13 protein-coding genes are annotated in these 14510 nt (G+C 42.9%); 2 read left to right on the top strand and 11 right to left on the bottom strand.

The genetic code is table 11. From position 1 onward, the window contains the following. Positions 1-139 precede the first annotated feature (139 nt). The 11 genes from BLR76_RS02805 to BLR76_RS02850 form a co-directional block, all read right to left on the bottom strand. Positions 140-1342: a PDZ domain-containing protein gene (locus BLR76_RS02805; RefSeq protein WP_091265180.1), complete on the bottom strand. Its 1203-nt coding sequence runs from the start codon at positions 1340-1342 to the stop codon at positions 140-142. A 144-nt stretch (positions 1343-1486) separates the two neighbouring features. Beyond that, on the bottom strand, positions 1487-2659 hold the full coding sequence (locus tag BLR76_RS02810) for a C40 family peptidase (protein WP_091265182.1): 1173 nt from the start codon (positions 2657-2659) through the stop codon (positions 1487-1489). Between the two features lie 70 nt (positions 2660-2729). Next, positions 2730-3617, bottom strand: coding sequence for a permease-like cell division protein FtsX (ftsX, locus tag BLR76_RS02815; protein WP_091265184.1), 888 nt, complete (start codon positions 3615-3617; stop codon positions 2730-2732). Continuing rightward, entirely contained in the window at positions 3607-4293 is a 687-nt protein-coding gene (gene ftsE / locus BLR76_RS02820) for a cell division ATP-binding protein FtsE (RefSeq protein WP_091265187.1), read from the bottom strand. The genes ftsX and ftsE overlap by 11 nt, the downstream gene beginning before the upstream one ends. 584 nt (positions 4294-4877) lie before the next feature. Then, a protein-coding gene (prfB, locus tag BLR76_RS02825) for a peptide chain release factor 2 (protein ID WP_176759590.1) occupies positions 4878-5985 on the bottom strand; the annotation gives its coding sequence in 2 pieces (ribosomal slippage) (positions 4878-5912 and positions 5914-5985; 1107 coding nt in all). A gap of 71 nt (positions 5986-6056) precedes the next feature. Next, positions 6057-8522, bottom strand: a complete 2466-nt coding sequence (gene secA, locus BLR76_RS02830; protein WP_091265190.1) for a preprotein translocase subunit SecA — start codon at positions 8520-8522, stop codon at positions 6057-6059. 175 nt (positions 8523-8697) lie between these two features. Further along, the gene (gene hpf / locus BLR76_RS02835; RefSeq protein ID WP_091265192.1) at positions 8698-9264 is read right to left on the bottom strand and encodes a ribosome hibernation-promoting factor, HPF/YfiA family; all 567 of its coding nucleotides are present in this window, start codon (positions 9262-9264) and stop codon (positions 8698-8700) included. A gap of 148 nt (positions 9265-9412) precedes the next feature. Continuing rightward, positions 9413-10105, bottom strand: coding sequence for a ComF family protein (locus BLR76_RS02840; RefSeq protein WP_143009175.1), 693 nt, complete (start codon positions 10103-10105; stop codon positions 9413-9415). After that, positions 10102-11133, bottom strand: a complete 1032-nt coding sequence (locus BLR76_RS02845) for an ATP-dependent helicase ComFA (protein ID WP_245683009.1) — start codon at positions 11131-11133, stop codon at positions 10102-10104. Before BLR76_RS02845 ends, BLR76_RS02840 begins: the two co-directional genes overlap by 4 nt. 83 nt (positions 11134-11216) lie before the next feature. Continuing rightward, positions 11217-11405, bottom strand: coding sequence for a hypothetical protein (locus BLR76_RS12170; protein WP_245683010.1), 189 nt, complete (start codon positions 11403-11405; stop codon positions 11217-11219). Between the two features lie 164 nt (positions 11406-11569). Then, a complete protein-coding gene (locus BLR76_RS02850) occupies positions 11570-12427 on the bottom strand; it encodes a DegV family protein (protein WP_091265196.1) in 858 nt (285 codons plus the stop codon). Positions 12428-12563: 136 nt separating this feature from the next. On the opposite strand from BLR76_RS02850, the gene BLR76_RS02855 reads away from it, so the two are divergent. Together BLR76_RS02855 and BLR76_RS02860 are read left to right on the top strand one after the other, a co-directional pair. Further along, positions 12564-13199, top strand: coding sequence for a YigZ family protein (locus BLR76_RS02855; RefSeq protein ID WP_091265198.1), 636 nt, complete (start codon positions 12564-12566; stop codon positions 13197-13199). 137 nt (positions 13200-13336) lie between these two features. Next, positions 13337-14416, top strand: a complete 1080-nt coding sequence (locus tag BLR76_RS02860) for an LCP family protein (RefSeq protein WP_091265200.1) — start codon at positions 13337-13339, stop codon at positions 14414-14416. The last annotated feature ends 94 nt before the right edge of the window (positions 14417-14510 follow it).

A 14510-nucleotide genomic window follows, 5' to 3' on the forward strand; every position in this document is an offset into this window, starting at 1 on the left:
CTCCGGTTCTATTTGCACTTAATGTCCAGACAAAAACAGCACGGCCCTGACTTCCTGAATAACTGCAGAAAAGATCAGAACCATGCTGTTTAAATTTTATCTCAAATTGTCACCATTGAATCCAACCTGTGGACATCATTTATTTAACCAAACTAATTTCTTCCAGGAGAACAACACCGAGATCATGAGGATCGTTTTCATACAGTGCGGTTTCTGTCATGACCAGCTCACCATCAATACGTTTTATCTTAAGCTTGCAGTAGGAGCGGCTCAGAAAGAGGGATTCGGTAAAATCTTCCGCACTTTCGAGTTTTTTCTGGTTAGACTCCAGTATCGTATCCCCAATTTCAATGTCCATTTTTTCGGCAGGACTGCCGGGTCTTACGGCTACTACACGCAGGCCTTCTTCAGCAGGTCCAAACCGGAAGTTCCATTTCCTTTCCCGAAGTCTGTGTCTATAAAGCACAATCACTCCACCAAGGAGAAGGACAGCCAATCCTACAGCTGCTAGTTCAACCTGCCAGAAAGTTAGTGCAAACAGGATGACGCCTATGACGGATAAACTGACAAAGTCTTTTACCAGCAAGTTCTTAGCCTGTGTCGGCATCTGAGCCTGTACTGTATACCTGAAGCCTATCAGAACAGGCAGGATCAGAAATGAATAGGGCTGATCGCCGATTGAAAAAACAGGCCACCAGTCAAACAGTTGGGTGAAGGTAGTCCCGGGAACGACAACCACTAGAGGAATCAGCCATAATGGTGTCATACGGTATCGGGCAACGAGTTTTCCTCGCTTCGTTTTCAGAAAGCGTGGAGTAAACTGATTGATTTTAGCTATATGAAGAGTAAGAATCGTGCTCAGCAAAACTAGGATAACCAGTGCCAATATGGGTTGCAGCCCCTGAAAAGACAAACTGTCTCCTTGTATGAGCGGGCTATTGAACTGACTGACAATTACTGTGACACTCATATTCTCTGGCACGAAAAAACCCAGAACAAGAATCAATAATGCTGAGAGACTGAACGTAAATACCGGATGAAGAAAACGGTAGCCGAAACCAAGCATGAGTAGCGTAACGATCTGATAGGCAATGATCCAGTCAAGACTGACTGGAAGTCCCGCAATGAAAGAAACAGCAGACAGGATGGCCCCTGGTATCAGTCCCCATAAGAAGAATCGCTTCAGTTCATAATGGTCCTTGTATATGCTTGCTCTCAATTGATGACGTGCGTACTTGAAACGTCTGCTCTTCGCTATAAAAACGAGTGCAATTCCGACAAGAAAGGTCGGCTGTAAGATGAATAGAACTAGTGCGAGTACAATATTTTGCAATACGGTCATGCTGGTCATCCCTTCTTTTCTTTCTCTTCATCATTTTATCATACCCACTTGGAAAATAGGGGCCTGTTCTGACAAAAACTTGAGGATAAATAAAAAAACCTTTCACTTATCGATAATAATCGATGAATGAAAGGTTTAAATAATTTATGGACGTCCAAAACCTGCTACATAGTTAGACCAGTAACCTGATGTAAATGAAGCTACTGCTACACCAGTGGAAGACTGTGCACCAATAAAGCGGCCCCCACCAAGGTAAATACCTACGTGGTCGACTGAACCTGACTGGTTAAAGAAAATCAGATCCCCAGGCTGCGCTTCTGACAATGAAACACGTCTGCTGGCTCCGAACTGTGCTGCTGCACTTCTTGGAATGCTTCTTCCAGCACGACGGAAAACAAACTGAGTATAACCTGAACAGTCGAATCCTGCAGGTGTCGTACCGCCATATGAATAACGGGATCCTGTCAGACTATGTGCGTTGCTGACCACCCCACCTGATGCTGCAGGCTCTGCTTTTTCTTCAGCTGGCTTGCTAGAAGAACTAGTACTGACCTGATCTTCCTCAGTCGCCTGTGACACATTGACTGGAGCCGCTGATTCAGCAGCTGTTCTTGATGTCTGAATTTCTTCCAGACGACGCTGACTTTCACGCTGCTGTGCTAAGAATGCTTCTCTTTCTTCTCTTACTTGGGAGCGTTCTGCTGCAATGGCCGCCATCATCATTTCCTGCTCGGCTTGATTTTCTTCTAGCTGAACTTTAGAATTTTCCAGGTTGGCAGCCAAAAGAGTCTGTTCTTCCTGTTTTTTGATAGTCAGACGTTCATTTGCTGCAATCAGCTCTTTGTCCTCTATCTGTTTTTCCATAAGATTCTGGTTCGCAGAAAACAGGGTGTTCACTACATCGATACGCCCGAACGCATCGCCAAGCGACTCGGAATCTAAAATAAATCTGAGAACATTTCCGGATTGTCCATTGACTTGCATCGCACGAATTTGAGACTGAAGCTGTTCTTCTCTCTGTTCAATCTGTTTAGAAACGGTACTTATTTCTTTCTGAATTGCCTCCAGTTCGTCGGTTGTTTCCTGAAGCTGCTGAACAAATTCTTCAGCTTCCTTTTCAGTCGCTTCGATTTTTTCAGCAATTTCTTTCAGTTTCTGTTCTGCTTCTTCTTCCTTCGAATCAAGAGCGTCCATTCGTTCAGAGTAGTCCCCTTCTGTAAGAGGAGTAGCCTCTCCTTTAAACGGTATTCCACTCAAAACAGTCATTCCTATTATTCCTGCCACAATCGCATTCTTCAATTTACTTCTATTATCCACGTCTGTCTGCCTCTTCTCTGCTATTCTGTTTTTATATGTACGAGAGGGAAGCCCCTCTCCTTAAATGATCTTAAACTTTCAGGAATTTTCTGATGGATAGTGATGATCCGACACTACCAATGACGACACCGATCGTCAGAAGAAGTGCAACTAGCTGAACCAGGAACGGATTTGGTGCCAGTAAGGCAAAATAGGTTCCTGACAGATAAGTCATGATGGTATCAAATCCACTAAGATAAATATAAGAGATGATTGAGACTGGTATCAGTGCTCCGATAAATCCGATAAGCGCTCCTTCAATTAGGAACGGCCAGCGGATGAACCAGTTTGTCGCACCAACTAGTTTCATGATCTCGATTTCGGTTCTTCTTGAGAAAATCGTAATCCTTATCGTGTTCGCAATTAGGAAGACAGCTGTGAAAATCAGTGCAACAATTATAACTGCTCCGACATTCCTCACAGTAGCCATGACTTCGAACAATCGGTCAGCCGTCGCACCGCCATAGTTTGCATCCGCTACATAGTTCATGTCTTCAACCTGGTCAGCTACGTCCGATGTAACTTCAGGTGCTTCGGTATTGACGATGAACACATCGTAAAGCGGGTTGTCATCACCCTCAAACAGACCAAATTCGTCACCGTATCTTCCGATAACCTTACTCAGTTCGTCATGTCTGCTTGAGAATACAACATGTTCCACTTCATCCAGCTCTTCAAGGTTCTGCTGCAGAGCTTCCTGATCTTCTTCTTCAGCTGCCAGATCGATATAAACTCTGACACTAACATCTTCTTCAACATCTGTTGCAAGTTTATTGACGTTCATCAGGATTGCGATGAAACTCCCTACAAGAAGCAGGGTAACTGCAACTGCACTGACCGCCGCGAAAGTCATCCAACCGTTACGTTTAATACTTTTAAATGATTCTTTAATATGTCTCCAGAATGTTCTAGCTCTCATATCCGTATACCCCTTCTTCCTGGTCACGGGCAATACGGCCGTTTTCAACTGCCAGTACTCTATGCCTTACTCGGTTCACTATGTCACTGTTGTGCGTTGCCATGATGACCGTTGTTCCCTGATTGTTGATTTCTTCAAGCAAATCCATAATCCCCCATGCTGTTTCAGGGTCTAAGTTACCCGTCGGTTCGTCTGCGATTAGCACTCGCGGCATATTAGTAATTGCTCGAGCAATCGCTACACGCTGCTGTTCTCCACCGGACAGTTCATTTGGAAACATGCGAACTTTGTGTTTCAGTCCAACAAGATCGAGGACTTCCAGTACACGTTTCTGAATCTGTTTCGGATTTTTACCAACAACTTGCATCGCATAAGCGACGTTCTCATATACGGTCAGTCTTGGCAGGAGTTTAAAGTCCTGATAGACCACGCCGACATGTCTTCTGAGGAAAGGTACTTTCTTAGCTTTCAATTTCAATAAGTCAAATTCTCCTACTTTTACATTTCCTTTAGTTGGAACTTCTTCTCTGTAAATCATTTTTATAAAAGTAGATTTACCCGCTCCACTTGGACCTACAACATATACAAATTCACCTTGGTCGATTCTTACATCGAGACCATTTATAGCAGTGATGCCATTAGGGTACTTTTTGTAGACATTAGTCATTTCTATCATTAAATAATCACCTATCTATTGAAATTTTAACTTCTTAACTTCTGGTCTGCTATGTGTGTGGCTTATTCTAGCCTTCATTAGTATATCATCGGGAAAACAGATGTCTGTTTTAAAACAATTACAAAAATATTTCATTGTAAGGAAATCGTATTATTATAGTGTAAATAACATGTTTTATATAACCTAATTCAACATACCTCCCCACTTTTAACTTTATTTTAATCATAAATGGGAAATTATATTATAAACACACCGGATATTCTTTTTTTTTGGGATTAACAAACCAAATCGTTTGTTACATCCATCAATACACGTTTGACATATAATTATGTCCGATTTTTGACAATTCAGGACATATTGATAACTGTTCACTTGCTACCTAATAATACTTATATTAATGAATATATAAATCAGGCGAGGAGTTCTATTTATCTTTTCAAATGCTGCCGGTAATGCCAGCTGTCCAACCCTATACTTTTACTTAGTAATAAATTCTGAACAATAACAATAAAAGAATGATCCGATTTTCATCCGGACCATTCTTTTATATGCATATTTATCCCTGATTATAATAAACAGGTAATTTAAGAGCGGTTCATTGAGGCTCGAAGATAAGACTCGATAAACGGATCCAGATCCCCGTCCATAACGGCATCAGTATTACCCGTCTCGTAATTTGTCCTGTGATCCTTCACCATCGAGTAAGGATGGAACACATAGGATCTGATCTGCGAACCCCACCCTATTTCTTTTTGTTCTCCTCTTATTTCATCCATTTCTTTCTGTTTCTCTTCCATTTCTTTCTGATACAGTTTAGCTTTCAGCATGTTCATAGCTGTTTCTCTGTTAGCCAGCTGTGATCGCCCAGCCTGACTGGATGCGACAAGTCCTGTTTCTTTATGAGTGATTCTGACAGCTGACTCTGTTTTGTTGATGTGCTGTCCTCCAGCTCCACTCGCTCTGAATGTATCGACTCTTATATCATCCGGGTTGATCTCAATATCAATATCTTCATTGATTTCAGGTGTCACATCAATTGAGACAAATGACGTGTGACGGCGACCACTTGAATCAAATGGAGAGATCCGCACTAGACGGTGGACCCCTTTTTCAGCTTTCAGCATGCCATATGCATTCATTCCTTTAACCAGCAGGGTCACACTCTTGATGCCAGCTTCATCACCACTCTGGTATTCAAGAACCTCATAACTGAAGCCTTTCTTATCGATCCAGCGTGTATACATGCGGTAAAGCATTTCACCCCAGTCCTGAGATTCCGTTCCTCCGGCACCAGGATGAAGCTCGATAATCGCATTGTTCTTGTCATAAGGCCCGCTAAGCAGCATATCCAGCTCAAACTGCTCGACTGCTTTATCAAGCTCTGATAATGTCATTTCTATTTCTTCTCTTAGATCCGGATCATCTTCATCCCTGAGCATGTCTATCAGAAGTTCTACTTCTTCAGTTTTTGCTTCGAGTGATGTGAATGACTGGTATACACTTTTCACTTCATTTGCTTCTTTGATGACTTTCTGGGCAGACTCCTGGCTGTTCCAGAAATCGGGGTCCGCCATCATATGATCATACTCTGCTATATCTGTTTCCAGCGTCTCTAAGTCAAAGAGACCCCCTGAAGTCTTCAACCTTCTGTTTGGCTGAAGTTAATTTTTGAGACATTTCACTAATTTCCATAGTCATCCTCCATTTAATGGTAAGGAAAAGGAACAGATCGTGTTATCCGTTCCTTTCTCCCACTATTCTTCTTATCCCATTCTCGTCTGTGTTTCTTCATCGTGAGAATAGGTTGGTTTTTTATTTTTGAGACGGACATTCTGTTTCTTCCCGCCATTAGGTGTAGCCTGTTCTCTTTGCAGGTTCTGTCTGATTTGAGATTTCATCAGCAGACGAGTCACTTCGTACTCGATCTCTCCAATCATTTCCTCAAACAGAGTAAAGCCTTCCTGCTGATATTCGGTCAGTGGATTGAACTGTCCATATGAACGCAGTCCGATTCCCTGACGCAACTGGTCCATCTGGTCGATATGATCCGTCCATTTACGGTCAACGACTCTAAGGATAACCACTTTCTCAAATTCAAGAACTTGTTCCTTACCGTTAAGCTGAGATGTTTTCTCATCGTAATTGGCACGGGCCAAATCGACTAGAAGGTCAGTGATCTGAGAAGCCGACTTCCCTTTAAGGTCATCCTGTGTCAGGTCTTCTGGATGAACAAGTACAGTATGCGCAAATTCTTCAATGTGTGCCAGATTCCATTTCGTTCTGTCTTCCTGCTGAGTATTCAGCTGAACATAACGCTCAATCGTTCTTCTGATCATCGGAATCGTGACATAACTAAGTGATTCCTGTTCCAGAATCACTTCCTGACGCTGAGAATAAATGACTTCACGTTGTTCTCTCATGACATCATCGTATTTCAAAACATTACGACGGGTATCATAGTTGTTCCCTTCCACACGCTTCTGAGCTGATTCCACTTGTCGGCTAATCATTTTACTCTGGATCACAGCATCGTCTTCTGCAATTTTTAACCGCTCGAGAACCATGCGGATACGTTCTGAACCGAATCGTTTCATAAGATCATCTTCAAGAGAGAGGTAGAATTGTGATACTCCTGGATCTCCCTGACGGCCGGCACGTCCACGCAACTGATTATCGATACGTCTGGATTCGTGACGTTCTGTCCCGATAACTGCCAGTCCCCCGAGTTCTTTGACTCCAGGTCCCAGTTTGATATCAGTACCACGACCAGCCATATTTGTTGCGATCGTTACCGCACCAGGCTGTCCAGCATTTACGACAATTTCAGCTTCTCTGAAGTGATTTTTAGCATTCAGTACTTCATGAGGCACACCGGCTTTTTTAAGCAGGTTGCTGATCAGTTCTGATGTTTCAACTGCAACCGTACCGACAAGTACTGGCTGACCTTTGGCATGACGTTCTTTGATGTCTTGAACCACTGCATTGAATTTACTCTCAAGAGTCGGATATAGAAGATCGTCACGGTCGTCACGGATAAGCGGTCGGTTCGTCGGAATAGCTACAACATTCATATTGTAGATTTCTCTGAATTCTTCTTCCTCTGTCTTGGCAGTACCCGTCATCCCTGACAGCTTCTTGTACATACGGAAGTAGTTCTGGAACGTGATCGTGGCCATAGTTTTGGATTCTTTCTGGATCTCAACATTTTCTTTCGCTTCGATCGCCTGGTGAAGTCCGTCAGAGTAACGACGCCCTTCCATGATACGACCCGTAAACTGGTCAACGATTTTTACTGCACCTTCGTCAACAACATAATCGACGTCCTTGTGCATGATAAAGTTTGCTCTCAATGACTGATCCAGGTGATGCACTAAGGCCTGGTTTTCGATGTCGTACAAGTTGGAGACACGGAAAGTCTTCTCAGCCTTTTCAATCCCTTCTTCAGTAAGGGAAATCGATTTGGACTGAAGATCGATTGTGTAGTCTTCCTCTTCTTTCAAGCCTTTTACGAAGAAGTCACAGCGCGTATAGAAAGAAGTCGAACGGTTGGCCTGACCGGATATGATCAGAGGCGTTCTCGCTTCATCAACGAGGATCGAGTCGACCTCATCCAGGATCGCAAAGTTCAAAGGACGCTGAACCATCTGTTCTTTATACACAACCATGTTGTCTCTTAAATAGTCGAATCCCAGTTCATTGTTTGTAGAATAGGTGATATCGCATTTATAGGCTTCTCGTTTTTCTTCAGATGATTTCGAGTTCAGATTCAGCCCGACAGTCAGTCCCATCCAGCGGTAAAGCTCACCCATTTCATCAGCATCACGTGTAGCCAGGTAGTCATTGACTGTAACAACGTGAACTCCTTCCCCTGAAATTGCATTGAGGTATACAGGCATAGTCGCTGTCAGTGTTTTACCTTCACCGGTTTTCATCTCGGCGATATTTCCTTCGTGAAGAGCAATCCCCCCCATTAGCTGAACTCTGAATGGATAAAGCCCCAGAACTCTTCTCGCTCCTTCTCTAATAGATGCAAAGGCTTCTACCAGCAGATCATCCAGGGATTCTCCAGCAGAATACCTCTTTTTAAACTCTTCTGTTTTAGCTTTCAGTTCATCGTCAGACAGTGCTTCCATATCGGCTGACAATGCTTCAATTTTATCGGCGATTTTCCCATATCGACGTAACGTTTTTTTATCGTTCTCAAAAATCTGCTTTAATAAATGAGCCATGAATACAAATCTCCTCTATTCGTTGATTCTTCGTACACTTCCGGATTTTCTCATACTTTATTATCATACCACTATTATCCTGCAAAAAAAAGGCTTGAGAGTGTATATCCACAGCAGTGTTCTGTTTTTGTTCATAAAAAAGGCGGACATGCTGCCCGCCTTTGGAAACGATGAATCAATCTGTTTCGATCAGTCCATATTTTCCGTCTTTACGTTTATATACGATGCTTGTTCCATTAGTATCTGCATCTTCAAAAATGAAGAAGTTATGTCCCAGCATGTCCATTTGAAGCACCGCTTCTTCTGCATCCATCGGTTTCAGACTCAGACGTTTTGTTCTGACGATCGATGCGCTCAATTCTTCTTCGTCGCCTTCATTATCCAGATTAGCCCATAAGTCCGAATCGACCGGCTGCGGCGCATCTACGCCCTGGGAACGGCGGTTTTTTCTATTGATTTTAGTTTTATATTTTCTCATTTGTCTTTCCAGTTTATCAACGACTAAATCTATGCTTCCATATAAATCTGGGGAAGTTTCCTCTGCACGAAGGACAACATACGGAAGTGGTATAGTAACTTCGACTTTTGCTGTTTTGTCAGAGTATGTCTTCAGATTGACGTGTGCATTAGCTTCAGGAACATCCTTGAAATATTTCTCGATTTTCCCTACCTTTTTCTCCACATACTCTCTAATTGCCTGAGTCACCTCAATGTTTTCTCCTCTAACATTGTATCTAAGCATAATACTTCACCCTTCCAAAACTAGTATAATATAAGTGTAATTATACAACCAATATTATCATCAAGCAATTATATTCCTTTATTGCTTATTTCAATTATACATGAGAGCGATTACTTTCTCAACGAAATTGTATCTGGACTTCTCTTCATTATCTGAATAGTGAAAAAGACCGGATAGAAGAAGGCTCCATCGGAAGAATCAGGTCTAAGGCATGATAAATTGTCCGACCAGTAGTGTAGATATCATCTACCAGCACAACTGGTTTCCCTCGAATCAGTTCGCCATGACAGGGATCTATCTCAAAGGGCTGCGGACTTTCAAGACGCTGTTTCCTATTTTTTCCTGACTGTCTGCCACATTGATATCTGTTTACCAAAACTGAATTGTACGTGACTCCCGAGACAGCCAGAAGTAGCTCTGTCTGGTTGAACCCCCTGGTAGAATAACTTTCTCTGGATACAGGAATGGGAATGATCAACGCTGTCTGTCCTATTTTTCTGAAATACTCTTTTACTTCTTTAACGAAAAGTTCGGCAATGGCGCAGTCACCTGTGAACTTGAACTGTTCGATGATCTGGCTGGCGAATTCGTTGTAAGCGTACATTGCCTCGTGAATATGAGTGTGTCCCTGATATGTCTTCTGCCAGCTTAGACAATCCGGGCAATAATCGGTCTTGTCTTGAATACGGCTGCATCCTCTGCACGTCAGTTGATCATTCAGACTCTCCAGTTTCTCTCTGCACTGAAAACATAAGGTGTCGGGTTGCAGTTCAAAGCGGACCAGCGCATGTATTGTCAGGGTATTCGAATGAATTGTCCCGCACCATTTACATCTGCTCATAAGAGGAGTCCTTTCTTTGCTGCTTGTCTGTTCATCTGTCTGATCTGTTGTACTGCTCCCTTGGAGGATCTGGTCCACTCTTCAAGATAAAAAGTTACTTTGCCTTCAGGATAGTCAGCAGACCGACCGGCCCTTCCTGCAATCTGTACAAGAGCCGATTCCGTGTAGACATCGTGGTCGGCAGCGAGAACGATGACATCGATATTTTTGAATGTTACGCCTCTTTCGAGGATAGTGGTTGTTATCAAAAATTGCAGCTCTCCTTTCCGCATGGACTCTACTTTTTCTTTTCTGAATGGATCCTGAGCATGGACACTTTCAAATCTGGTGGTACTGAAAAATCGTCTTAGAGCTGGCAGAATGCTATCCATCAGTCTGATAGTCGGGATGAACAGCAGAAACTTCTGTCTTCGAGAAATAAGCATCAGAATCTGTCTGCAGGCTTTGGAGGCGGATATATCACTCATAGAAAATATGTCTTTTTCCCTGATGATTTTCGGCACAGGAAGCGGGTAGCCGTGATAGCGCGCAGGCAGGATACTGGCTTCGATCTGACCCTTTACAATTTTTCTCTGCAGCTTCGTGTCAGGTGTAGCCGTCAAATAAATAGTACTGGACTGTTTTTTAACTGCCTTTTCTGATGCATAGTACAGCCCTTCATTCTGATAATAAGGAAAGGCGTCAATTTCATCTATAATCAGTACGTCAAAAGCCTCTTTAAATCGAAGGAGCTGATGTGTCGTTGCAATTACCAGCTGAGTGTAGATATAGACAGACTCCTCTCCTCCATAAAGCAGAGCAGTCTGAATATCAGGAAAGGCTGCTTGAATCCTTGGGGCCAGTTCCAGACAGACATCTATTCTGGGTGAAGCCACGCAGACTCTCTTTCCCGCCTCCAATGCCTCACTGATTCCTTTAAACAGCATCTCTGTTTTACCTGCTCCAGTAACGGCCCATACCACACGATCTGTAAATTCTTTAATAGAGAGAACAATTTCTTTAGATGCCTTTTCTTGCTGCTCCGACAAACTCCCCTGCCATTTCAAATAGGGTACGGGCTTTTTTGAAAACAAATCTGCCGCTTCATAGGTCACTAGTTTATCGCATGCTCTCACCTTTCCCAGCTGAATGCAGTACCTACAGTAGATACAATTGTTCCCGCAGATACACGGGTATATTTCAGTAAGTTTGGAGAAAGAGCCACACCGATTGCACTGAGCTCGTCTTTTAGCTGAATGAAATGCCGGCCGGAACGTACACCCAGAGAGGTCACTTTCTGTATACTCAGTGAGCAGATCACTGAGCAGAAGTTCCCTGCCAATCAGATTAGTCAGGTCCACCTATCTTACCTCCTCTTTTTATCATAGTTTTCCGCTAACTAATATATTGTCCGTCTATTTTAAAACTCACGAAAAAAGGCCACCACTTTGGGTGACCTTTGAATAAATATATAAACGCTGTGGCTTACATTCTGGAGTAATCTTTCGTCCAGGACATTCCGATAGCTCCTTCGCCAGTATGAACGCCAACGACGGGTCCCAGAAAACTGAAGTTGAAGCGGACAGTCGGATACTTTTCTTTCAAGGATACCATGAATTGTCTGGCTTCTTCTTCACAGTAAGCGTGGACAACAGTCGCCTGAATAGGGAAATGAGAGTTTTTTACAGACTCTTCAAAGACGCTCTCCATCTTTCTGACTGCTTTTTTCTTGGTTCTGATTTTGTCGAACGGAATAATCTCTCCAGCTCTCATCGTGAGAACAGGTTTTATCTTAAGCAATGTCGCGACGCCCCCGGCAGTTTTAGACAAACGTCCACCTTTTATAAGATTTGTCAGATCATCGACAACAAAATAGATTTCAGTCTCTGATTTCAGTTCTTCCATACGCTCAATAATATCGTTTACTGATTTACCCAGCTTGGCCATTCGTGCAGCTTCCTTGACCTGAAAAGCCAGTCCTGCTCCTGCCAGACCTGAATCAACCGGGTGGACTGAAATACCTTGTATAGATTCCGCAACGCTGAACGCGTTCTGGAAAGTCCCCGAAATCCGGCTGGACAGATGGATACTGATGATTGCATCATAGTCATCTTGCAGACTTTCATACAAAGCCGTGAAATCCCCTACAGTAGGCTGCGAACTCGTCGGCAGCTGTTCGGCTTCTCTAACTTTTTCAAAAAATTCATCCGTAGTCATATCGATTTCTTCTTTATATACTTTTTTCCCAAAGATACAGGATAAAGGTACAAAATGAATATTTTCCTCTTTGTACTCCTGTTCATTTAAGTACGCCGTGCTATCTGTTACAATTGCAATACGCATATTTAATTTTTCACCTCCTAATTATATGAGTTGACCTGGTAGACTCATTCAACCCATTCCTGGCTGACTACGTCTCATATAAAAGACTGACTTCTATTATACACCAACACAAGAACGAATTGAAAGGGACCTGAGTATGAAAAACTTTCGAACTTTGAAACAGAACGGCCAGTATGAGCTGATTATAAAAAAGTCAAGCTTCATATGCACATTAGCACGAACAGAGACCGAAGAGGAGGCCCAGCAGTTTATCGATACACTGAAGAAAGAGCACTGGAAAGCTAATCATAACTGTTCGGCCTACCTCATAGGTGAAGATGGACTGATACAGCGAGCATCTGATGATGGCGAACCCAGCGGAACCGCCGGTGTGCCAATGCTTGAAGTCCTGAAAAAAAATAAGCTGCAGAATGTTTCAGCAGTGGTCACCCGCTATTTCGGCGGGATTAAACTTGGAGCTGGAGGTCTAATCAGAGCCTACAGCAGTGCTGTCAGCGAAACACTCAAAGAGCTCGGTATTGTCGAAAAGAGACGCCACCAGTTTATACAGATCACCGTTTCATATCCTATGAGCGGCAAGCTGCAGAATGCTCTCCATCAGTCTACTTATCGTCTGGAATCCATTGGCTATACTGACCAAGTCACATTTACCTGCCTAGTCGAGAGTGAACGTATCCATACATTCGAAAAAGAAATCACTGAGTGGACCAGTGCCCAGTTTTCTCAGTCTAACGGGGCTGAGGCATGGGTTGAAGTGCCTATCGATGTCTAAAATAAGAATAAATAGTGAAAAGTGAGCAAATCAGACTGTTATTTTCTTTGAGTCTCTTGACACTTACGGTCATTCAGCCGATAATAATACAGGATTACTCTTTTTAACTATAGTAAGGCATCGAAGGAGACAGTAAAGTGAGTAAATTAAAACCAAATTCTAGAATCTATTCAAATCATCGTCAGAAAAAGAAAAGGCAGCGAATTATTCTAGGGATCCTTATTCCATTATTTACTGTCATTCTCATAGGAGCTATGTATGCTGCACGTTTATTTGCCACGATCGAAAATGAAATCAATGCTTCATTCGTAGAAATCGACAGGCCGGAACCAGTTGAAGAAGTCAACCCTATCGATCAGCCGGTCTCTTTTCTTTTCATGGGAATCGATAACGACGATGTGCGTGGCCTTCAATCCACTCGAGCAGATTCCATCATATATGCTACTTTAAACCCTTTAACACATGAAATGAATATGTTGTCCATTCCACGAGACACCTATGTGCCGATCATGAGAAACGGTACAGTCGTTCGATGGGACCGAATCAATGCCGCTTATGCAATCGGCGAAGAAAGCGTCATGGTCCAGACGATCGAAGAATGGCTGGACGTCCCTGTCCACTACTATGCTACCTTCAATTTTAATGCCTTTATAGATATTATTGACGAACTTGGCGGTATCGAAATGGAAGTGCCTGTAACGATCACTGAAATGGACTCTTCCGATCAGTCCGGAGCGATCCAACTCGAAAAAGGGGTCCAAAAACTTAACGGAGAAGAAGCCCTGGCTTTAGCTCGAACACGAAAAATCGATGATGATGTTGCACGTGGTCATCGCCAGCAGCTGATTATTGAAGCGATTATTCAGAAAGCTCTTGAATTTCAGTCAATTTCCAAATATACAGCTATTGCTGAGACAGTGGGAAGCAATATGCGCACGAACATGAGAATGAGAGACATGACAGCTATTGCCCAGACTGGGTTGAATCAGGCGTTTACTGTTGAATCACATGTGTTTGAATGGTCAAGTTTTGTTGAAAGAGACATGGACCTGGTTAGGATTCACCCTCAAAGCTTCACTGCAATCCAGTCCGAACTTCAGGATTCTCTGAACCGTACAGAAAAAGATGATCAGTCTAGTTTCTCTGAAGACAGATCAGAAACTCAGACCAGCAGTTCCAGCGAAGAGGCCTCTGGAGCTGGAGATTCATCAGACTGACCTTGAACTGTCATAAATGTTTCGTATTCATGATACAATAAAAATCACGTTTTCAGATCAGTACTATTATCTACTGAACTGGAAACGTGATTTA

It is taken from the genome of Alkalibacterium thalassium (genome assembly GCF_900101165.1).
Taxonomy (GTDB): Bacteria; Bacillota; Bacilli; order Lactobacillales; family Carnobacteriaceae_A; genus Alkalibacterium; species Alkalibacterium indicireducens.

Bases quoted from the DNA above. Each gene is read 5' to 3' on its own strand.
- BLR76_RS02805 (WP_091265180.1), bottom strand. From the start codon at position 1,342: ATGACCGTATTGCAAAATATTGTACTCGCACTAGTTCTATTCATCTTA.
- ftsX (WP_091265184.1), bottom strand. From the start codon at position 3,617: ATGAGAGCTAGAACATTCTGGAGACATATTAAAGAATCATTTAAAAGT.
- ftsE (WP_091265187.1), bottom strand. From the start codon at position 4,293: ATGATAGAAATGACTAATGTCTACAAAAAGTACCCTAATGGCATCACT.
- secA (WP_091265190.1), bottom strand. From the start codon at position 8,522: ATGGCTCATTTATTAAAGCAGATTTTTGAGAACGATAAAAAAACGTTA.
- hpf (WP_091265192.1), bottom strand. From the start codon at position 9,264: ATGCTTAGATACAATGTTAGAGGAGAAAACATTGAGGTGACTCAGGCA.
- BLR76_RS02840 (WP_143009175.1), bottom strand. From the start codon at position 10,105: ATGAGCAGATGTAAATGGTGCGGGACAATTCATTCGAATACCCTGACA.
- BLR76_RS02850 (WP_091265196.1), bottom strand. From the start codon at position 12,427: ATGCGTATTGCAATTGTAACAGATAGCACGGCGTACTTAAATGAACAG.
- BLR76_RS02855 (WP_091265198.1), top strand. From the start codon at position 12,564: ATGAAAAACTTTCGAACTTTGAAACAGAACGGCCAGTATGAGCTGATT.